Here is an 18,174-nt window from a genome sequence, read left to right as displayed (position 1 = left end):
AGGACAAAAATAGCACGTTCGGATTGCCAGCCACAAAGACCAAGTTGAGCCTCGGTAACAACCAACTACCGAGGTCTAGAATGGATACGACTAAGAAAGAACATCGTCCGCCGGTCGATGTTAAAGGAGCCGCGACGTATACCGGCTTCGGCGAGGGCTATCTCAACAAGCTGCGCTGCATTGGCGGCGGTCCACTGTTCATCAAGCGCAACGGCGTGATTCGCTACGACCTGGACGACCTCGACGTCTGGCTGCAAGCGGGCAAGCGCAAGTCTACTTCCGACACGCGGGAGGTAGCTTGATCAGATGGCTCTGAAAAAGGAAACCCCCGCAACGCTGGCGGCGTGCGGGGCTCCGAAATCTGATCTGGCTGGCGCTTCGATCTGTTCGGAATCTAACTCGCCCCTCCGCAAACTGCAAGCCTCTCGACTCGTTCGGCTCTACGCCGTCAACGCAGCGATGGCTGAAGCCCTCGCACCTCTCGTTTTCATTGAGGTGCTGAGATGACTGCCACGTCCCTCGAACGCTCCTATTCGCTGCCGCACGGCTACTGCGTCACGTTCTGCTGTGATGCTGGCCAATCTTTCGAAGCTCGGTGGTCGCCGGCCGTGCCGCAGATTCGCAAGGCGCGTCAACGGCACAAGTTTCTGGAGGCCTACCAGGCCGTGCGCCGCGTTTTTCTTCAGGAGGTCGCCGCTACCATTGGCGGCAACGTGCTCGTTGTCGACACAGACCGATGCATGACGTGCGAGACGATCCTCGCGCCGACAAAGCATTGAGGGCGCGATGATCGATAACAAATCACTTTGCGAATATGCGCTCGATTATGCCCGCCGCGGCTGGCACGTGTTCCCCTGCAGCCCGCTCACGAAGGCGCCGCTCGTCGCCTGTGACTTGGATGCAGCCGGCAACAAGATCCCCGGCACCGGGGGTGTGAAGAAAGCAACGACCGAACCGGACCAAATACAGGAATGGTGGCAGCGTTGGTCTGGCGCGATGATCGGTGTCCGCTGCGGCGGGGCTTCCGGTATTTGGGCAATCGACCCCGATGCGCCTAAGAGGCCCGGCGATCCTGACGGCAAGGCCAGCTGGGCTGGGCTGAAGCTCAAACACGGCTGCCCACACACTCATACGCACCTGACCCCGGGCGGCGGCGAGCACCTTCTGTTCAAGTGGTGCTCGGACCGGCCTCTCACAAACAGCGAGGGCAACATTACCGGCACCGGCATCAATGTCCGTGGGGAAGGTGGTTACATCATCGCGCCACCTTCCCGCCGACATGACGGCAAGTCGTACGAAATTGCCGAGCCTCTCGACTTCTTCAGCTTCGCTGAGGCGCCCGGGTGGCTCTATGAGATGTTGCGTCCAAAGAAGAAGCAGCAACCACAGAGCACCTATCGGCAGTCGGAACCGTTCGGCGGCCGACACGTCGGAGGCAATCCGATCGCTCGCATACAGGGCATCCTTAATCGAGTTGCCGCGACCGGCGAGGGCGACCGAAACAAGGTGCTGTTTTGGGGCGCTATGCGTGTCGTCGACATGGTGGTCGATAGAGAGGTGCCTCCGTCCGAGGGGGATCGCGCTTTTGCTGCCCTTTGCGACGCGGCCCGCCATGCTGGCTTGGCCGAACATGAGATTGTCCGAACCCTGCAGAGCGCGAGGGCGCGGGCATGAGTGTGCACTGGCAATCATTCGAGCAAGATGCAGCACCGGAAGAGCCGCTGGAGCCGCTGAATTTCATCAACATGAGCTTCTGGGACGCGACGCCGGTCCCAGCGCGCCAATGGGCCGTGCGGGATCGCGTGCCGGCTCACCAGGTCACGCTATTCAGCGGCGAGGGCGGCAGCGGCAAGTCCATCGTTGAGCTGCAGCTTGCTTGCGCCCATGTCTTGGGACGCGATTGGTTCGGCACGTTGCCCGAGCCCCGCCCAGTCATCTACCAGGGCTGTGAAGACACGCGCGACGAATTGCACCGCCGCGTAGCCAACATCTGCCAGCATTACGATGTAGGGTTTGCGGACCTCATCGCAGGCGGCCTGAATATGTTCTCTTGCGTGGAGGGCGATGGCTTGCTCGGCGTTCCCAACAGAAGCGGTCAGATCGAACCCACAAGGCTCTACAATCGATTGCTCGAGGCGGCCAAGGATATTCAGCCGATTCATATCGGGATCGACACGTCCGCAGACGTATTCGGCGGCAGCGAGATCGACCGCGGGCAAGTTCGCCAGTTTGTCAGCCTGCTAAGGAAACTTGCCATCGCGGCAAATGGCTCCGTAGTGCTGCTCAGTCATCCCAGCCTTACCGGCATAAACTCCGGGACGGGTATCTCTGGCTCGACCGCGTGGCACAACTCCGTGCGGTCTCGCATTTACCTGACCTCGGACGATGACCTGCGCACGATCGAGTTCAAGAAAAACCAGTATGGGCCGCTCGGTGAGCGCGTTGTCGTCCGATACCAGGACGGCGTGTTTGTCCCCGAGGGCGGCAAGACGGACGTTGAACTCGCCATGATCCACAAGGTGGCGGATAATGCCTTCCTCGATCTTCTCAACCTGACGGCGAAGCAGTTGCGCTTTTTCGGAGCCCAGAAGGGCACCAATTACGCCCCGGCACAGCTTGCCAAGCTGCCGCAAGCCAAGGGGTACACAGCCAAGACTCTCGGTGACGCGATGGAACGATTGCTGGCTGCAGAGAAAATCAAGCTGGTGCCGAACCCGACCAAGAAGGCCTCCAAGGCCACCCTGGTTTTGTTGGCTAATTCAGGAGCAGAACAATGACTGGCCCCGAGATCATACCGCCGGAAGCCAAGCCGAAGCGGCCGGGCGAATTCAGTGACGAGATTTTCCAGCAGGCTTGCGACCGCATGGCGGGAGGCGAGGGGCTTCGCAAGATCTGCGAGGATCCCCAGATGCCAAGCCGGCAAACCTTCCTGCGCTGGATCGAAAAGGACACCGGCCGGCAGGCTCAATACACCGCAGCCCGCGAAGCGCTGATGGACTGGTATGCGGAAGAAATCCTGACAATCGCCTGGGACAGTTCGCGGGACACCATTCCGGCGGACGGCAAGAAGCCCGCCCGCTGTGACAACGAATGGGTGAACCGATCCCGGCTCAAGGTTGATACACTCAAGTTTCTAATGGCGAAGCTGCACCCCCGGCGGTACGGCGACAAGCTGCCTGAGACGGTCGAGGAAAAAACCGGCGTTGCCGAGCTGATGAGGGCCATTGACGGCCGAACACGCACTCTCGAGGTTCGTTGGGAGCGGGAGATCATCCAGCCGATCCACGACGACAATGGCACCGTTATCAACGCCAACGACACCAGCGCGCTGCGGAAGCGAATCCTGGAGCTCGAAGAGCGCCTAGGGATCAAGGACGGCAAGCCGCTACCTCCCAAACTGTTGAGCTATGACCCCGGACCACTGCCAAGCCGCACCGAGGGCGAAATCCTCTATGCCGTCGCCCAGGCAATCAAGCGGAATGTGCCCAAGGCTGACCAGCGCCCGCCTGAAGAAGTCATCAGCGAAGTCATGGCGGAGTTCGAGAAGCTATTGCAGGCCAAGTATGCGGCCACAGCCGATGCCGCCTGATGCGTGCCACACTGCCACACCTGAGGTTCGGCAAAGGTTCGGCAAGTGAGGGCGACCAACCGTCCGACCATCGTCCGACCATAGGGCGACCAGGGGCGACCATGGGGGGGCGCTCTCTCCCCCATACCCCCTAGGCTGGTCGCCCCTTGGTCGGCCTCCCTTTTGGTCGGCCTGGGGCTTTTTGAGGAATGCTGCGAACAAGTGCCGGGTGATGAGAGTGCCCACGTGCCCACCGAGAGAGACGCGGACCATTACGCGCGCGAGCGCGAGGTGCTGAACCGTTTAACGGTGGCGCGTCGTCAACAGTGGTCCTTGCCCGCACCATTTACTCTGCCCGGCTTGCAGCCGGCCTGATCGAGGGGTTTCTGCGTGCGCATTTTGTCGCATCTCTTTCCGAGAGTGTGCATGGTGTGTGAAGCAATTCCATCGCATTACCTAACTATCTGACAAAACACTATAATTGTCGTGCAATCCCGTGATAATGTATTACGTGTTCTGCTGAAACACACTTCTTAGCAGACGTTCGCGACCCCGGCACCTCGTGCCCCCCGGCGCACCACCACACCGAAACCGGGATCGCACCATGACAGACGACCAGCTTACCGAGCTTATCAACCGCGCCTCGACGGCAACGCCGCTCCAGCGGCTCTCACATGCTGAGCAGCGCGTTGTTTTCCGGTGGCTGGCCGATAACGGCTACATCGCGTTCACCGATGCAGCGCGCGGTCTGGAGAAGATGCCAGCACGCGACAAGCCCAAGGCCTACACCACTGAAGGCAAGCCGATCTGGGGCGACCAATGAGCGCCCTTTGGAATCTGGTCAACATCCCGGCGACCCTGGCTGACATCAGCGCCCCTAGCACCGTCCGCGTGGCGTCCCCCGTCACTGGATCGCTTTACGCCGCGTTCTCCTGCCTGCAGGGCGCTATCACCGGCTCGGATTGCACCTGGAGCCTGACAATCAACGGCGTGGCGGTTCCTAACAGCACTGTGACCGTGGCCGTATCAGGCTCCGCGGCCGGCACGGTGGACAGCATCGACTTTGGACAGATGGCCCCGCCCCAGATCAACAAGGGCGACACGCTTGGCTTTGTCTCGGCTGGCGAGTCCTCGACCACGGCGCGGGTGCAATTCTCCGCAATGGTGAGGACGTGATGAGCGCAGACGACCTGGGCGAGCTTGCCCGAATGCTCCAGACGCACACCCCGCTTTGCCAGCTTTCCGACATGCAGGTGCGTGCTGCACTCGAATTGATGCAGCAGCGCGGCTACCGGATTACCAAGGCCAAGACCAATGACTGAGCCAATTCGATTCAGCGACAGCATCACGATCCGTTGCCAGCCTGAGATCACGGCGCTGGTTGACCGTGCTGCCCGTGCCAAGGGCAGTAAGCCCAGCGAATGGGCCCGCCAAGCGCTTAGCGAGGCGCTACGTGCGGCCGGCTTCGATCCGACTCCCAAGCCCAGCCCATCGGCTGGCGCGCTGTACGACTCTGTAGAGGGCCGCCAGCGCTTCGCCTGGGTGGAAGGCGGAGAGATCAAGGCCATGAGCTACAGCGACGAGAAGCCGGCGGATGACTGGATCCCCGTCGTTCACGTCGATAGCGAGCCCTTCGACCTTGCCCTGCACTGGCGCCTGGCACCGATGTTCACCACCGAGGCTGAGCGGGTGGTTTGCACCTATCCGGTGATCCAGAAGTCGCTGGAGGCCATGTAATGCCGAGCGGCATGTACATTTGGAGCCAAACGGCTGCCAGCAACGCGACCGCGGATAGCGCGATCAATTGGAGCGAGGGCCAAAGTCCCTCATCTGTCAACGACAGCGCCCGAGCCCAGATGGCCGTCCAGGCCAAATGGCGCGATGATATCAGCGGGGCCATAGTCACCGGGGGCACTTCGACTAGCTACACCGTCGCGACCTATACTGTTTTCGACTCGTTGGCACACATGGGTGGACAGGTCGTCGCCTTTACGCCGCATGCGACCAACGGCGCAACGGTGACGCTTAATGTGGACGGGCTTGGCGCAAAGCCGCTGCGGTCTGCGCCCTCCGTTGAATTGCTTGCGGGCACCTTGATCCAGGGCACGCCTTATACGGCGCTTTACAACAATTCCGATGCGGTCTGGTATCTCTCGAACTTCTACGTCAACCCCTACAATGTGCCGCTTGCTGCCGGCATAGACTATTGGGGGACAACTTCGCCCAATAGCGCATTCGCCTTTGCGACGGGACAGGCTCTCTCCCGAACTACATATGCGAACCTGTTTGCGATCTGGGGCACCACATACGGGGTGGGGGACGGGTCTACAACCTTCAACATGCCCAACAAAACGGGCCGCGTCTCGGCAATGGTGGAAAGCATCGCAACGCGGCTCACATCGACCTACTTTGGGGGCAACTCGACGGTTCTTGGTTCAGTAGGTGGGTTGGAAAGCCACACCCTGACGACGGCACAGCTCGCGTCTCACAGTCATTCCAACACGCTGAACGATTCGGGACACGCGCATTTGGTGTTCAATTATCCTTCTGCAGGCGGTGTTCAGTACCCGGCGAGTGGTTCTCGTGATGGTGTTGCAGGTGGCGCAAATGGATCTACAGCTACAAATACAACAGGCATTTCGATCAACAATGCCTCTGCAGGCAGCGGCAACGCGCACAACAACGTGCAGCCAACTATCATCTGCAACTACATCATCAGGATTATTTGATGTCGGAATCTGACACTCCGCGCAACGATGCCGGTCAATTCGCGGAAAGCGGCGCCAATCTCACGGGCGAAGCCTATGAGATGCATAAGGCCGGCTACGTGCCCAAGGCTGAAGATCCTGCAGAGAAAGGGCCGGAAGACTCGAAAGAGCTTGCCGAGTCCTTCGCCGAGATGCGCGGGCATGATCCTGAACCAGAGCCCGTTCTCGGGCTGACAAAGGAGGATGACGGCGAGCTCAAGGAGGCGCTCACTCAGCAACAGTTCGCCGAGCATCTGGGCGAAGAGCGGCGAGCGCACGAAAGCCTCATTCAGACCGTTGGGAATGAAGAGGTTGCGGCTTGGGCCGACAATCTGCGCGCCGAGCTGGGACCCGAGCTTCTCGGCGAAACCAGCCCGGCTCAAAAGACAGAGGCCGCCAAGCCTAGCGTCGAGACCGCACCGAGCGCAGAGGTGGCGGCGATGATGGAAACCGGCGTCGAGCGTGACGTCGCGGAAGCCTTGGCCAAGCCGCAAGTCCGCGCCGCAGTCGAGGCGGAGTTCGCGAAGGCCGGCCAAGTGCATGATGCGTACACCGCCGGATTGGAAAATGCGCGCGTACACACGCTGGCGACGTTGGCGGAGGTCGTTCCTCACCTGGCGGGGCTACCGCCTGCGCAGTTTGAGCAAGGGCTGGCGGTATTGGCTGAAGTTGATCCGCCGGCATTCCAACGGGCCATGAACGTTCTGGGCCGAGCGCATACGATCGTGCAGGCGCAACAGCAGATCGCCCAGCAGCAGTCCCGCCTCCAACATCAGCAATTCGAGACCACCGTGATGGCCGAAGATACTCGGCTCACTGAACTGTTCGGCGGCGACAAGTCGGCGGCTGACGAGGCTACCAATGCGACGATCTCTTACCTGTCCGAGCACGGTATCCCCCGAGATCAAATGTTGCAGGTGTTCAAGGCCAATCCGGTGTTGTCAACGGCGGAAGCGCGACGGACCATCTGGGAGGCGGCGAAATACCGCGACATTCAGAAAGCCAAGGTTGTTGCGTCGGCGAGGTCGGCCCCTGCCGTTCAACGCCCTGGCGTTGCCCCGTCCTCGGGGGAGAGGCAAGCAAGCGCCCTGGACGCGAGGACGGCGAGAGCGCGAGGCAAGATCGATAGCGGCCGGGGCGAGGCCAGTGACCTTGGCGCGCTCATTGGCGCATTGCGGAGAGCATGACATGAACGACTTTCTGAAGCGGACCAGAACCCAAGTGAGAAATGGCTACGGTGTCGAGACAAAGCCGGAGCACCTTGCGGACGTGTTCGGGGTCTATGACCAGAATACGCGAGCCAGGATGCTGAACGATATGGACGCCGCTTCTGACAGCTTCGACGGCGACAACCCGCGGGAGAGCGGCGACAACCTTTCGCTGCGGTTGAGGCTTGAAGCGATGCATCAGGCACTGATGAAGGCCGGCCGGTGACGAACCCGGTGATTGAGGCCCTGATGATGGCCCGAGCAAACGAACGCCTGGTTGCTCTTAAGCACGAGGAAGCGCCGCGGTCATGGTCAAAGGAGGCCAAGCTCGCATTTTTGCATCTGCCGCCAGAGCTTCAAGTCTACTACGCCGCCCGCGAAAAGAACCGCGAACGCGAAGTGCGGCGAGCCCAAAACGACCGCGCCAAGGCGCTGCAAAAGCTGGTGTTGGCGGAAGCCGAGATCGCCAAGCTGGAAGCAAAACTTGACGGGGCCGCAATCCAGAAACCAGCAGAGGTCACAGATGGCAATCCTCAAATCGCCGCCGCTTGAAGAGCGGATAGAGAAACTACGCGCCGAGATCGATGCATTCATTGATGCACGCGTTGCCAAGGAAGCGAAAGAGTGCCCCGGCATTCCAAGCCCCGTGCTTCGACAGATGGCGACGGCGAAAGCGCCCGGCTGCCGGTGCTCGCAGTATCTCGCCCTTAAGCAGGAAGCGGAGCGGGCGCCATGATCGGCCTTTTGGACGGTATCACCGATCCTGAATTGATGGCTCGCGTTGCCGAGCGTCAGCGGATTATTGCCCGTGTCGTAGAGCTGATGGGCGTGACGAGGAAGCGCGCCATTGAAGCCCTCGACGATTTCGAGACCAGCCTTTGCCATGAGAGTGAAACGTTGCACTGATGGGCTGGCTTGATGCACTGGAGCGACGCGCGAGAGAGGCAACGGGAATTGCGCCCATTGCTCCGGTACGCGCCACGCCAACACGCGCCAAGCCAGAGGTTAAATCGATTTGGGTGCAGACAGCGGCGCCGATCGGTCCAGGAGATCCTGGGGCGGCAGAACCGGCTTTCTACTTTGTGTCCGATGGCGTGCTGGACCTTTGCGACGAGCAGGGGAAGCCGTCCGGCAAAAGCGTAGCGCTGGGATCAAACGACGATCCGCGCCGCATTGCCGGACGGCTCAAGCTCGAGGCCTGGCAGAAAGAGCAGGGCACCGGAAATTTCAACCGCCGCTTCCATTACTCACATTCAGGAATCGTTTGAAATGGCTTTTGGTGGAACAGGCGCGCGGCGCCAGATGGGGAGCATGGGAGCGGGCGGAGGGCATGCGAGCGCAGCGACCCCGCCGACTGGATTCGTACTAACCGACATTGCCAGCGGTCGCCTATTCCAGCGCACCAAGTCTCTAACAACCGGCCCTGTATCCGCATCGGGCACTTACAGCGGCGGCACACCCAGCGCGATCGAGCTGCAGGTTCTCAAGGTCTCCGACGATTCCGTCGTCAAGGATTGGACAACCGCCAGCAGCGGCTCAATCGGCGGCGGTGCATGGTCGGCGACGATTACAGGCGTGGCACAGGGCGGCAGCTACTACGTCAAGGCGCGGCCGGCGAATGCGACGGGGTTGGCGCAGACGGGGTCGAACCCGTTCTATGTCGGTGCGCTTCTGGTTTTGTACGGCCAATCGTTCATGCTCGGTTTAACTGGAGACAGCGACGGTTCTCCGGATGCAGCGGCGGCGGGAACGACCTACTTTAACGGCACCAATTGGGCAGCGGTGCCGGCAGCGAACGGCATCCGTAAGCTGCTTAATGACTTCCAATCGAAAGTTGGGATTCCCTGCGCTGCGCTCAACGGTTCGGTGAACGGCACGCCGATTGCAAATCTGGTTTCGCCACATGCGAATTGGGATAACCTTGCCGCTCAAATTGCCGCTGCCGGCGGCGATGCCGAATATACCTTGTGGTTTCACGGATCATCCGATGCCAACAGCGGCACGACAGCGGCGGCCTATGTCTCGGCGCTAGATGGACTCTGCAACGATCTATGCACGTTGACAGGCCGCACGCGGCCGCAAATGCCCTTCGTGCTTTGCAGCCTTGCAACTACTACGGTTGCCGATCCGTCCTACCCTACGCCAGCATGGGCACGAATCCAAACCGCCTTGCTCACGGCGGCCTCGACGCTTTCGAATGTCATCTACTCGCATTCGATGCTGGACGCGACATTATCGGACGGGCTGCACCTTGCGGCTGCAAGCAGCGAAGTTTGCGGCGCCCGATTTGCTCAGACGCTGGCTTATCTGGAGGGCGAAGAAACCGACCCGGCATCGTTCTTCATGTCAACCGGCGCGGTTGTCGACGGGACAACCAGCACAATCAATCTAACGCTCGGGCTCGGCACGGACTTCACGCCAACAACCGGCATCAAGGGCTTTGAGATCAGCGACGATGCCGGTTCTACCTGGAACGACTGTACCGGCGCTCGCGCGTCCGCATCGTCGATCACGCTCACGCATGCCAGCATCGGCAACAGCCGCGTGCTGCGATATCTCTATGACAAGCTGCCGGACATTTCGGCGCCTGTGCTCGACAATAGCGCGTTGGCGTTGCCGCTTTGCACGAACGGAACAAACTATGTTTCATTTGCTGCAGCCGGCACGGCGCCCGTAGTAGCGGCGGTCAACGGAACGGTTGGCTTCAACCTTACCAACAATACGGCAGCGCTGCCGGCGAGTATTGCGGCCGGCAATTTGCTTGTCGTAATCGCCGCATCTTACGATCAAGATATCATCACGCCTTCGGGCTGGAATGTCTTGACGACGACCACAACGGCAGGCGGGCTGCGCGGCACAATTTTCTGGAAGACTGCCAGCGGTTCCGAGGGCGCAAGCGTGGCGATGGCAACCGCAGTTGCCACTCGCGTCACCAGTCGATCGCTGAGGATCACCGGGCATAGGGCACCTGGAACGCCACTGGAAGCCAGCACGCCATCGTCTGCAAATACGGCCGCGCCTGATCCTGCCGCTGTTACGCCGAGCTGGGGCGGTGACAACAACCTTTTCATCGTGGCGGAGATGGCGCGTAGCGGCGCGTCGGATCCTCTGGTTACGGCCTACCCGACAGGGTATGCCACTAATCAAAATCAAACCAGTTCGACCAACGGTTTGGGAACGTGCGCAGCCGTTGCGACGAAGGCCGCTATTGCGTCGAGCGATGATCCGGCGGCTTTCACGCTGGCCGGTGCGCGGGAGAGTGTGGCGGTGACTATCGCAGTTAGGCCGGCTTAAGTCTGCGCCGAAAAGCAGCGAAGCCAACCCCTGCAAACCCGATCAGCAGCATCGCCCAAGTGGATGGTTCGGGAACGGGAGTGACCTGTGCCGCTGGCAGAACTTCAATTAAATAAGAACCGCATCCGGGAGGCCCGCCCCCTGCACACCCTTCATTGCCGTAACCATCCTGGAAAGTCATGAAAAGAGGCCAGAGTCCGGCCTGGTTGAATGTGCCCTCAAACGTGAATGAGGCCGGACCACTCGAAATAAGGAGGCCGTCGAAGACGCCATAATCCCAGAGCGTGGGGTTAGAAAAAGGCCCGGGCCCGCCAACGATCGCAACTAGTTCAACGATGTCCCCGACATGGACGGGTTCAGCAGACGCCAGATTAATGGTACCGAGTGCGCAAAAGTAGGATGAGCCATCCGGCGCGGTTGAGTAACATGGCGACGCTGATGCCGGCTTGATACAGAATAATAGAAAAAGAGCGAATACGTAGCGCATAACACAACTCCCCAACAAAGCCCCATTCCACCTTCTCGCGGCGGTTGAGTCAATGGAGGGGAGCGAATCAGGGGACAGGCGGCTGATTCGCGAAAATAGTGTCAAGGAAAAGAAACCGCATTGGGAATAACAAAATCTCGCCTGCTTCGTTGGACTCTGCACTGTAGCGGCCCTATCTTTTGGGTGACGCGGTGCCGGAGTGGTTAACGGGTCGGCTTTGAAAACCGTAGCAGGATGTGGTGTCCTCGTGGGTTCGAATCCCACTCGCGTCTCCAGTTTGAGACTGGCAGGAGGAAGAATACCGGGGCGAGCACCACACTCGCCCCACCTCCCTCTCGGGGATTTGTTCCGCAAATATTCTCATTCTTCCGCGTAGCTGGGCTGCGCTTTACCTATTGTTCGTAAATGTACGGGCATATATGTTTCACGTGATCACTGCGACTACACCACCGGGTTCGCCCGAGTCGCTTTGGTCGTGTTGGGGAAACCCAACTGGAGACGCGAGTGTCTAATACGCAAGGCCCTGCCGTAAGGTGGGGCTTTGCTATTTTAGGCCTCCAGTACTGGCTATTTCCCCTTCGCCTTCAGCCCTAGCTCCACAAGCCGGCGGATGGCTTCGGGGCGGCCTGGAAGGTCGTCCTGCAATCGTCGCCAGTCGTCGATTTCTCGCAGTGCATCAGTTGTAATGCGCACAGTCACGGCCTCGCTCTCCACAGGAGGACGGCCGCGGGATTTTTTGACGTTATTTATTCTTGACTTCATAAATTTATAATGTCATAAAATAGCAAGCCGGGCAAGTGCGGAAACATCCTGCCCGGCTTTAACCCCAAGCAAGGAAGCGACCATGCCCAAGGCTGACCGCGTGCTTAGCACGCCACCCACAAACACGCCCATATGCCAGAGCGCCCCAGGCGCCGTTCAATTGTCCTCACCTCCAGTGATTCTAACCAGCCACGCTCCTGCAGGGCAGGGAGTCAAAAACGAGCCAGAACCAACCCGCGGTTCAGGGATTCTCGGAAGCGGGGCTGCAGTCAGTAGGAGGTCACTAATGAATATGTTCGTATCGACCGCGGCTATCGCCGCCGTACCCACCACTGCGCCAGCGATGACGCAGACCTCAGATCGGCGCGCGCTCGAGGCATATGCTTCCTGGCTCTTCATGGAGCGGCGCATCCTTTGCGGCGAGTTGTGGCCGGACATGGGTGCTGACGCTGAGCGTTACGATTATTATGACAACGCGGGAGCCGGCTGGCATTTCCGCGGTGACGGCGATTGGCGCGACCTCCCGCAGCCATCGACACGGGCGGCCGCCGTATTGGACCTGGTGGGCGTGGATTGGAGGCAGCCCAAAGAAGATCTCGGTCTGAACCACGCTGATAGCGGCGAGCGGCCGCCGCTGCCTCCAGGCTGGCCACATCCCGAGGCGGATCTCCTCAAGCTAGGCGAAGAGTTTGAGCGGTTGCTCGCAATCGAACAGTCACTAAAGATGGATGTGAGGCGGCTTAGTTCGGACTGCGATCGGATCAGAGGCGAGAAGATGGGTATCGACCCCAATAACCATGAATCTTGCCGGGCTGCAGTAGATAGCGAAAAGGGATGGAAGGAATGGAACGAAATCTGGGAAGTGGCCGCAACTGAGACCGGTTATCACAAGGCTTGGGACGCCTGGAATCGAGCATCAATCAAGACGGCAAAAATCGGCAAGAGAATCTTCAAGATCAAACCAACGACGAAGGCCGGCTTGTTAGTCAGGGTACGCGTTATAGAAACTCACGATGAGATGTTCGACGTTGAGCCGCTGGAGAAGCTGCTGGAGGAAATCAGAGGATTCGCCAGAGGGGCTGTGGCGTGATGGACAACGACCGGCTGATAGATCAAGCTTGCGATATGTACTGCCACGACATCGCACGGATTGACGTGCTCGGGCCCTGCCGTCGATTGGTGTTCACGATCCCGAGCCTGGAAAGCCCCGGCTACCAGAGCGTGACCATTAAGCTGATCCTGCCGGCCGAGCTGATGGCGAAGCTTTCCTACATGGCGGTTGGACTGGATCAAAACGCCGTGGCGCCCGAATTGCTGGCGCTGGAAACCGAGAGGGCGAACTGACGCGCCTGATCCGGCGCTGACAACCAAGGGCCCGCCGGTTCACGCTGGCGGGCCTGATTTTGTCTAACGATCTAGCCTCGCGCCTATGCGGTGCATTGATGATCGGTTGGCAAAGATCCAAGAAAGGCTCGGGTAACGGGCTTTGCCGATTTTTCCCGTGGGAGTCGGCAACCGAACCGACAATGAGAACGCCGTGTGGTTCAATCTCGCTATTGCTAGATTGGAAGCATATTCTCGATTGGCCCGGCATAGTGCCGGGCTTTTCGTAGAGAGGCGCTCATCCAAGAACCTCATACTCAAACGCCACGCCTTCGGGGTCGTTTTCCTCGAACCATTTCTCCGCGGCGTCGGCATTCGCAAAGACTTTGAGGTGATCGGGGTCTCCGACCTGCTTGCTCGTATCCACGTAGATGAGCACGGTCATTGGTCCCCTCTTAAGCTTTCTCCGGCCCCAGTGGTGCCCTTTGCTTTCCGCAAACTCCCGAACCTTGTCGGCGTTCAGTGCCCGCAGGCTAAGTAGCTGAACTATCATCTGCATGATGCGTTGCCGTAGATTCACAGCAAACAGGGAGGCGGGACATGGACAATCGGGTCATCGCCGGCATTGTCGCGGCCGTTATCGTTGTTCTTGCGCTGCTTGGTTGGACTGGTGGCTGGTTCGGGGGTGAGACACCGGCACCAACGACACCACCAGCCGGGCAACAACCAGCGAAGTAAGAGCACGGATATTGCGGATCGCCCGGCCGGTTGCCGGGCTTTTCGTTTTCGGAGTGAAACGGCCCCAGCCCTCTCGATAACTGGGGCCGCCATTCCAATGCGCCAAGTCGGGGGCTACTGACTGGCGCCGCTATCAACGCGCCTAGCTGCCTCCCCGTTCCCATGCGCGCCGGCTCAGAACAACGGCCTAATGGGGCACCTCAAAAGATCCGATTGGACACCCTAAAGAGTAGGTACGAGGTAATCTGCCATTTGCTATCTAGGTAATGTGCCGAACCCAGTTTGTTTCTCGGCACAGGAGACGCGCTTATCCCTTTACGGCCCCAGCCCCCAAGCCCCGCTGGGGCCGTATTTTGGTAGCGGGTCAGTTTGATTGTGGCAGACTTCCGGGCTGGAAAACGGGTGCTCCGGAGCGCATATTCGGCGGGATGAACAACTCCGTGGCAGTGGCCGTGTTCGCGGGAGCCATCATCGTCGCAGCGACTATGGCGGTTGTTTTCCGGTATGAGGTGACGCCCGTCAGCACCACGGTGGCGCACCGATTCGACCGATGGACCGGCAAGATACAAATCTGCGCCTATCAAAAGGCTCGCATGGAATGTTCCGATGAAAAGCCACCCCAAGCGCCCTAGGGACCCCAACCAGCTTGCCAAGTCGATCATCGACAAGCGACCGGCCAGAAGCCCGACCGCGATCCCACGCCCGAGAAAGAGGGTAAGGACCCGACAAGCCCTATGGCGTCGGCTAGCGGGCATGCCGCTCGATGACGCTGGGACGCTCTCAAGGTTTTGCCGCTTTATCCCGGCATGATGATTCGGCGCTCGAAGGGGCGCATCTTGAGGGACGGCTCTGGCGCTTTTAGCCCCCAGCCCCGCGCCAGAGCCGTTTCCCCCACGGTCTGACATCCCGCCATTTTGCTTTACTTGCCGGCGGGTTTCCAAATGGAAGCGGCGAACATGCCCGCGACCAGGAACGCAGCCAGCAAGGCGCCGATGGTGTCCGCGTCATCCATGACGGACCCCCGCCGCTTGTGTGCAGGGTGTGTGCACAACAAAAAACCGGCTCTATTCTGAAGCCGGTATTTTGTTGCTAAGTATTTGATTTCGTTTGGTGAGCGCGGTGGGACTCGAACCCACGACCCCATGATTAAAAGTCACGTGCTCTACCGCCTGAGCTACGCGCTCACTTGCCGCGCTGTGTAGGGGGCGGGCCCCTGCGGGTCAATAGTGCCGGCGCGACAAAAGCGGCAGTCGCGCAAGGCGAATTTTCTTTGTGCCCGTGGCGCTTAGCACGGCTTGTTGAAGCGACAGGGGGCCTGTTCATCCATCGTCAGTTCACCTCGCGGCGAATTTCCGACGCAACCGGCTGGGACTGGCTGCCGACGGTCGGCAGGCTGACCGGGCGCAGCCCGATCAGTTCCGCCGTCCGCACCGCGCTGTTCCGCCAGAACGCGAAGGAATTGGTGCGGGAGTTTTCCAAAAGCGCGATCGCGACCGCCGCGAGGAACGGCAGGCTTTGCAGCACCAGCACGCCCGCGAAGACATAGATCTCGTGCACCTGCTTGTAGCCGTTCGTCACGATCAGCACGGCGGCGCCGACCAGCAGCAGCACGCCGATCACGGCTTCCCAGAACGCCTGGAATTCGATCGACATCCGCGACAGACCGCCCTTGGAGGTGCGCGCGAAGGCGAGATGCTCGGTGATCAGGCCCTGGGCCACGGCGCGCGACACCGTCCATTGCACGCTCATCGCCGCGATCATGGCGCCCAACATCTGGCCGGCCTTGATATTCACCCGCAGGCGATAGAGCGCGATGAAATGCACCAGCGAGACGACGAAGGAGGCGATGATCGGCAGTGTCAGGATTTTATCGGGGATGGCGATGTCGGCGAAGGCGACGATCGGCACCCAAATCAGGTTGAGAATCGCCACCACCACGCCGAGGCTTTCGGCGCCGAGCCAGTTCAGCCAGCCGAGCGAAAATTCGCGGCGCTGGTCCGGTGTCAGCCGGCTCGCACCGGGCATAAACCGCCGCCAGTGCTTCTTGACGATCTGGAAGCCGCCATAGGCCCAGCGGTGGCGCTGCTTCTTGAACGCTTCGTAGGTGTCGGGCAGGAGACCCTCGCCATAGCGGACGTTGGTATAGTGCGTCAGCCAGCCCTGCTGCTGGATGGTCAGGCCGAGATCGGTGTCCTCGCAGATGGTGTCGCTGGACCAGCCGCCGGCCATGTCCATTGCGGAACGGCGGATCAGGCACATCGTGCCGTGGACGATGATCGAGTTGTGTTCGTTGCGCTGGACCATGCCGATGTCAAAGAATCCGGCATATTCGCCGTTCATGATGTAGTGCATCAGCGAGCGGTCGCCGTCCCGATGCTCCTGCGGCGCCTGCACCAGGCCGACCCGTGGGTCGGCAAACACGGGCACGAGGTCCTTCAGCCAGTCCGGGTGCACGACATAGTCAGCATCGATGATGCCGATAATCTCGGCGTCTGCCGCTGTGCGTTCCATGGCGATGCGCAGCGCGCCGGCCTTGAAGCCCTGCACCTTCTCGGCGTTGATGAACTTGAAGCGCTCACCAAGCGCGCGGCAGTGGTCCTGGATCGGCTGCCAGAATTCCGGATCGGGCGTGTTGTTGATGATGCAGACGCATTCGAAGTTCGGGTAGTCGAGCCGCGACACCGCATCGAGGGTCTGCTTCAGCATCTCGACCGGCTCGAAATAGGCGGGGATGTGAATCGAGACCTTCGGGAAGACGACGTTCTCGCCGATGGTGGCTGGCGCCAGCGGAGCGCTCTTGGTGATCAGCCGGCGCGGACCGCGGCCGAAGGCGATCGCCGCGATTTCGTCGATGCGCGCCATTGCGATCAGGACCAGCGGCACCAGCAGGATCAGGCCAAGCGTCAACGCAAACGCCGAGCCGAACACGAAATAGTGCCCGGCCCAGTAGGCGAATACGGTGGAAGCCCAGGCGCCGACGCCGTTGGCCGCGGCTGAAAGCATCAGGGCCTGCATGATGGTCGGCTGCTCGAGCCGCAGGATCGGCAGCGACATCAGGATGCCGACCAGAAGCGCGATCGCAGCCAGCTTCCAGTAGTTCTCGTTCGCGATCGGGCCGGTCCACGCGAATTTCGGTTCGCGGGACGCATCGAGAATGCCCCAATAGGGTCCGACGCCGCCTTCGAAGAATTTCCAGGGCTGATCGATCGCCTCGACGATGTTGTAGTCGATGCCGATGGCTTCGGCGCGGGTGACGAAATTGCGCAGCACCGAGGCCTGCTCGAAGGGGCCGGGGTCGGCGTTTCTCAAATTATAGCCGGCGCTCGGCCAGCCGAATTCGGCAATCACGATCCGCTTGCCGGGAAACTGGTCACGCAGCAGCTGGAACATCGCAACCGCCTGATCGACGGCCTGCTTGGAGGTGAAGTTTTCCCAATAGGGCAGCACGTGCGCGGCGATGAAATCGACGGAGGACGCCAGTTCCGGATTGTCGCGCCAGATGTTCCAGATTTCGCCTGTCGTCACCGGGACGTTGACGGATTTCTTGACCTGTTTGATCAGCTCGATCAGGTCGTCGATCTTCTGCTCGCCGCGGAAAATGGTTTCGTTGCCGACGACAATGCCGTTGACGTTGCTGTTGCGCTTGGCCAGCGTGATCGCCGCCTCGATCTCGCGCTTGTTGCGATCGGAATTCTTGTCGATCCAGGCGCCGACGGTGACCTTCAGGCCGAACTCTGCGGCGATCGGCGGCACCAGTTCGACACCACCGGTCGAAGAATAGAGACGAATCGCGCGCGTGATCGTCGACAGCTTCTTCAAGTCGGCGCGGATCTTTTCGATCTGCGGAATATTGTCGACGTCCGGATGGGCGCTGCCCTCGAACGGTGCATAGGAGACGCTTGGGAGAATGCCTCTGAAATCAGGGGCCGCCTGCTTTTCCCGGAACAGGCCCCACAGCCCGGCGTGAGCTGCGGTCACAAACAGCAGAACGGCGACGACGGCACGCATCGGGGGCTAAACCATACGGGGCTGCGATTTAAGGAAAGC

At 60.3% G+C, this 18,174-nt stretch carries 20 protein-coding genes, 2 tRNA genes and 1 pseudogene; 19 read left to right on the top strand and 4 right to left on the bottom strand.

Annotated elements, in window-relative coordinates; translation table 11 throughout:
- The first annotated feature begins 80 nt into the window (after nt 1–80).
- The 16 genes from V1279_RS16605 to V1279_RS16530 all read left to right on the top strand — a co-directional run bounded on the left by V1279_RS16605 (nt 81) and on the right by V1279_RS16530 (nt 10,817).
- A complete protein-coding gene (locus V1279_RS16605; protein WP_334437741.1) occupies nt 81–302 on the top strand; it encodes a hypothetical protein in 222 nt (73 codons plus the stop codon).
- Between the two features lie 201 nt (nt 303–503).
- Nucleotides 504–779, top strand: a complete 276-nt coding sequence (locus tag V1279_RS16600) for a hypothetical protein (RefSeq protein ID WP_334437738.1) — start codon at nt 504–506, stop codon at nt 777–779.
- A 7-nt stretch (nt 780–786) separates the two neighbouring features.
- The gene (locus tag V1279_RS16595) at nt 787–1,674 is read left to right on the top strand and encodes a bifunctional DNA primase/polymerase (protein ID WP_334437735.1); all 888 of its coding nucleotides are present in this window, start codon (nt 787–789) and stop codon (nt 1,672–1,674) included.
- Nucleotides 1,671–2,777 carry an AAA family ATPase gene (locus V1279_RS16590; protein ID WP_334437733.1) on the top strand — a complete coding sequence of 369 codons (1,107 nt, stop codon included), beginning with the start codon at nt 1,671–1,673 and terminating at the stop codon, nt 2,775–2,777. Before V1279_RS16595 ends, V1279_RS16590 begins: the two co-directional genes overlap by 4 nt.
- Nucleotides 2,774–3,589 (top strand): hypothetical protein, encoded by an 816-nt coding sequence (locus V1279_RS16585; RefSeq protein WP_334437730.1) that lies wholly within the window; start codon nt 2,774–2,776, stop codon nt 3,587–3,589. Before V1279_RS16590 ends, V1279_RS16585 begins: the two co-directional genes overlap by 4 nt.
- A gap of 583 nt (nt 3,590–4,172) precedes the next feature.
- Complete coding sequence (locus tag V1279_RS16580; RefSeq protein WP_334437727.1) at nt 4,173–4,391, top strand: hypothetical protein; 219 nt, start codon at nt 4,173–4,175, stop codon at nt 4,389–4,391.
- The gene (locus V1279_RS16575; RefSeq protein WP_334437724.1) at nt 4,388–4,744 is read left to right on the top strand and encodes a hypothetical protein; all 357 of its coding nucleotides are present in this window, start codon (nt 4,388–4,390) and stop codon (nt 4,742–4,744) included. The genes V1279_RS16580 and V1279_RS16575 overlap by 4 nt, the downstream gene beginning before the upstream one ends.
- Complete coding sequence (locus tag V1279_RS16570; protein WP_334437721.1) at nt 4,744–4,890, top strand: hypothetical protein; 147 nt, start codon at nt 4,744–4,746, stop codon at nt 4,888–4,890. Before V1279_RS16575 ends, V1279_RS16570 begins: the two co-directional genes overlap by 1 nt.
- Nucleotides 4,883–5,305, top strand: coding sequence for a CopG family transcriptional regulator (locus V1279_RS16565; protein WP_334437719.1), 423 nt, complete (start codon nt 4,883–4,885; stop codon nt 5,303–5,305). Before V1279_RS16570 ends, V1279_RS16565 begins: the two co-directional genes overlap by 8 nt.
- A 119-nt stretch (nt 5,306–5,424) precedes the next feature.
- Nucleotides 5,425–6,297, top strand: coding sequence for a phage tail protein (locus V1279_RS16560; RefSeq protein ID WP_334437715.1), 873 nt, complete (start codon nt 5,425–5,427; stop codon nt 6,295–6,297).
- Nucleotides 6,297–7,502, top strand: a complete 1,206-nt coding sequence (locus V1279_RS16555; protein WP_334437713.1) for a hypothetical protein — start codon at nt 6,297–6,299, stop codon at nt 7,500–7,502. The genes V1279_RS16560 and V1279_RS16555 overlap by 1 nt, the downstream gene beginning before the upstream one ends.
- Before the next feature lies 1 nt (nt 7,503).
- Nucleotides 7,504–7,749 (top strand): hypothetical protein, encoded by a 246-nt coding sequence (locus tag V1279_RS16550; protein WP_334437710.1) that lies wholly within the window; start codon nt 7,504–7,506, stop codon nt 7,747–7,749.
- A complete protein-coding gene (locus V1279_RS16545; protein WP_334437707.1) occupies nt 7,746–8,075 on the top strand; it encodes a hypothetical protein in 330 nt (109 codons plus the stop codon). The genes V1279_RS16550 and V1279_RS16545 overlap by 4 nt, the downstream gene beginning before the upstream one ends.
- A 180-nt stretch (nt 8,076–8,255) precedes the next feature.
- Nucleotides 8,256–8,429, top strand: coding sequence for a hypothetical protein (locus V1279_RS16540; RefSeq protein ID WP_334437705.1), 174 nt, complete (start codon nt 8,256–8,258; stop codon nt 8,427–8,429).
- Nucleotides 8,429–8,791: a hypothetical protein gene (locus V1279_RS16535; protein ID WP_334437703.1), complete on the top strand. Its 363-nt coding sequence runs from the start codon at nt 8,429–8,431 to the stop codon at nt 8,789–8,791. The genes V1279_RS16540 and V1279_RS16535 overlap by 1 nt, the downstream gene beginning before the upstream one ends.
- A gap of 1 nt (nt 8,792) precedes the next feature.
- Nucleotides 8,793–10,817: a sialate O-acetylesterase gene (locus tag V1279_RS16530; RefSeq protein WP_334437700.1), complete on the top strand. Its 2,025-nt coding sequence runs from the start codon at nt 8,793–8,795 to the stop codon at nt 10,815–10,817.
- On the opposite strand, the pseudogene V1279_RS37845 reads toward V1279_RS16530, so the two are convergent.
- Nucleotides 10,804–10,899, bottom strand: a pseudogene (locus V1279_RS37845) (PEPxxWA-CTERM sorting domain-containing protein); the annotation flags it as partial. The gene V1279_RS16530 and the pseudogene V1279_RS37845 overlap by 14 nt on opposite strands.
- Before the next feature lie 590 nt (nt 10,900–11,489).
- On the opposite strand from V1279_RS37845, the gene V1279_RS16520 reads away from it, so the two are divergent.
- The 3 genes from V1279_RS16520 to V1279_RS16510 all read left to right on the top strand — a co-directional run bounded on the left by V1279_RS16520 (nt 11,490) and on the right by V1279_RS16510 (nt 13,410).
- Nucleotides 11,490–11,579 (top strand) — tRNA-Ser (locus tag V1279_RS16520).
- 773 nt (nt 11,580–12,352) lie between these two features.
- On the top strand, nt 12,353–13,156 hold the full coding sequence (locus tag V1279_RS16515) for a hypothetical protein (RefSeq protein ID WP_334437695.1): 804 nt from the start codon (nt 12,353–12,355) through the stop codon (nt 13,154–13,156).
- Nucleotides 13,153–13,410: a hypothetical protein gene (locus V1279_RS16510; protein WP_334437692.1), complete on the top strand. Its 258-nt coding sequence runs from the start codon at nt 13,153–13,155 to the stop codon at nt 13,408–13,410. The genes V1279_RS16515 and V1279_RS16510 overlap by 4 nt, the downstream gene beginning before the upstream one ends.
- Before the next feature lie 277 nt (nt 13,411–13,687).
- Here the strand turns inward: V1279_RS16510 and V1279_RS16505 are convergent, their stop codons facing one another.
- The 3 genes from V1279_RS16505 to V1279_RS16495 form a co-directional block, all read right to left on the bottom strand.
- Nucleotides 13,688–13,948, bottom strand: coding sequence for a hypothetical protein (locus V1279_RS16505; RefSeq protein WP_334437689.1), 261 nt, complete (start codon nt 13,946–13,948; stop codon nt 13,688–13,690).
- Nucleotides 13,949–15,235: 1,287 nt separating this feature from the next.
- Nucleotides 15,236–15,311: transfer RNA gene (locus tag V1279_RS16500), tRNA-Lys, on the bottom strand.
- A 145-nt stretch (nt 15,312–15,456) separates the two neighbouring features.
- Nucleotides 15,457–18,135 carry a glycosyltransferase gene (locus V1279_RS16495; RefSeq protein WP_334437686.1) on the bottom strand — a complete coding sequence of 893 codons (2,679 nt, stop codon included), beginning with the start codon at nt 18,133–18,135 and terminating at the stop codon, nt 15,457–15,459.
- Nucleotides 18,136–18,174 lie beyond the last annotated feature (39 nt).

Origin of the sequence: Bradyrhizobium sp. AZCC 1610 (genome assembly GCF_036924515.1) — a bacterium.
Lineage (GTDB): Bacteria > Pseudomonadota > Alphaproteobacteria > Rhizobiales > Xanthobacteraceae > Bradyrhizobium.
The sequence above is the reverse complement of the archived record's forward strand: the minus strand, read 5'-3'. Positions and strand labels throughout refer to the sequence as shown.

Excerpts from the sequence above, each read along its gene's own strand:
- V1279_RS16600 (WP_334437738.1), top strand. The coding sequence starts at position 504 with ATGACTGCCACGTCCCTCGAACGCTCCTATTCGCTGCCGCACGGCTAC.
- V1279_RS16565 (WP_334437719.1), top strand. The coding sequence starts at position 4,883 with ATGACTGAGCCAATTCGATTCAGCGACAGCATCACGATCCGTTGCCAG.
- V1279_RS16515 (WP_334437695.1), top strand. The coding sequence starts at position 12,353 with ATGAATATGTTCGTATCGACCGCGGCTATCGCCGCCGTACCCACCACT.
- V1279_RS16595 (WP_334437735.1), top strand. The coding sequence starts at position 787 with ATGATCGATAACAAATCACTTTGCGAATATGCGCTCGATTATGCCCGC.
- V1279_RS16535 (WP_334437703.1), top strand. The coding sequence starts at position 8,429 with ATGGGCTGGCTTGATGCACTGGAGCGACGCGCGAGAGAGGCAACGGGA.
- V1279_RS16570 (WP_334437721.1), top strand. The coding sequence starts at position 4,744 with ATGAGCGCAGACGACCTGGGCGAGCTTGCCCGAATGCTCCAGACGCAC.
- V1279_RS16605 (WP_334437741.1), top strand. The coding sequence starts at position 81 with ATGGATACGACTAAGAAAGAACATCGTCCGCCGGTCGATGTTAAAGGA.
- V1279_RS16505 (WP_334437689.1), bottom strand. The coding sequence starts at position 13,948 with ATGCAGATGATAGTTCAGCTACTTAGCCTGCGGGCACTGAACGCCGAC.
- V1279_RS16555 (WP_334437713.1), top strand. The coding sequence starts at position 6,297 with ATGTCGGAATCTGACACTCCGCGCAACGATGCCGGTCAATTCGCGGAA.
- V1279_RS16580 (WP_334437727.1), top strand. The coding sequence starts at position 4,173 with ATGACAGACGACCAGCTTACCGAGCTTATCAACCGCGCCTCGACGGCA.
- V1279_RS16560 (WP_334437715.1), top strand. The coding sequence starts at position 5,425 with ATGGCCGTCCAGGCCAAATGGCGCGATGATATCAGCGGGGCCATAGTC.
- V1279_RS16530 (WP_334437700.1), top strand. The coding sequence starts at position 8,793 with ATGGCTTTTGGTGGAACAGGCGCGCGGCGCCAGATGGGGAGCATGGGA.
- V1279_RS16585 (WP_334437730.1), top strand. The coding sequence starts at position 2,774 with ATGACTGGCCCCGAGATCATACCGCCGGAAGCCAAGCCGAAGCGGCCG.
- V1279_RS16495 (WP_334437686.1), bottom strand. The coding sequence starts at position 18,135 with ATGCGTGCCGTCGTCGCCGTTCTGCTGTTTGTGACCGCAGCTCACGCC.
- V1279_RS16550 (WP_334437710.1), top strand. The coding sequence starts at position 7,504 with ATGAACGACTTTCTGAAGCGGACCAGAACCCAAGTGAGAAATGGCTAC.
- V1279_RS16575 (WP_334437724.1), top strand. The coding sequence starts at position 4,388 with ATGAGCGCCCTTTGGAATCTGGTCAACATCCCGGCGACCCTGGCTGAC.
- V1279_RS16590 (WP_334437733.1), top strand. The coding sequence starts at position 1,671 with ATGAGTGTGCACTGGCAATCATTCGAGCAAGATGCAGCACCGGAAGAG.
- V1279_RS16540 (WP_334437705.1), top strand. The coding sequence starts at position 8,256 with ATGATCGGCCTTTTGGACGGTATCACCGATCCTGAATTGATGGCTCGC.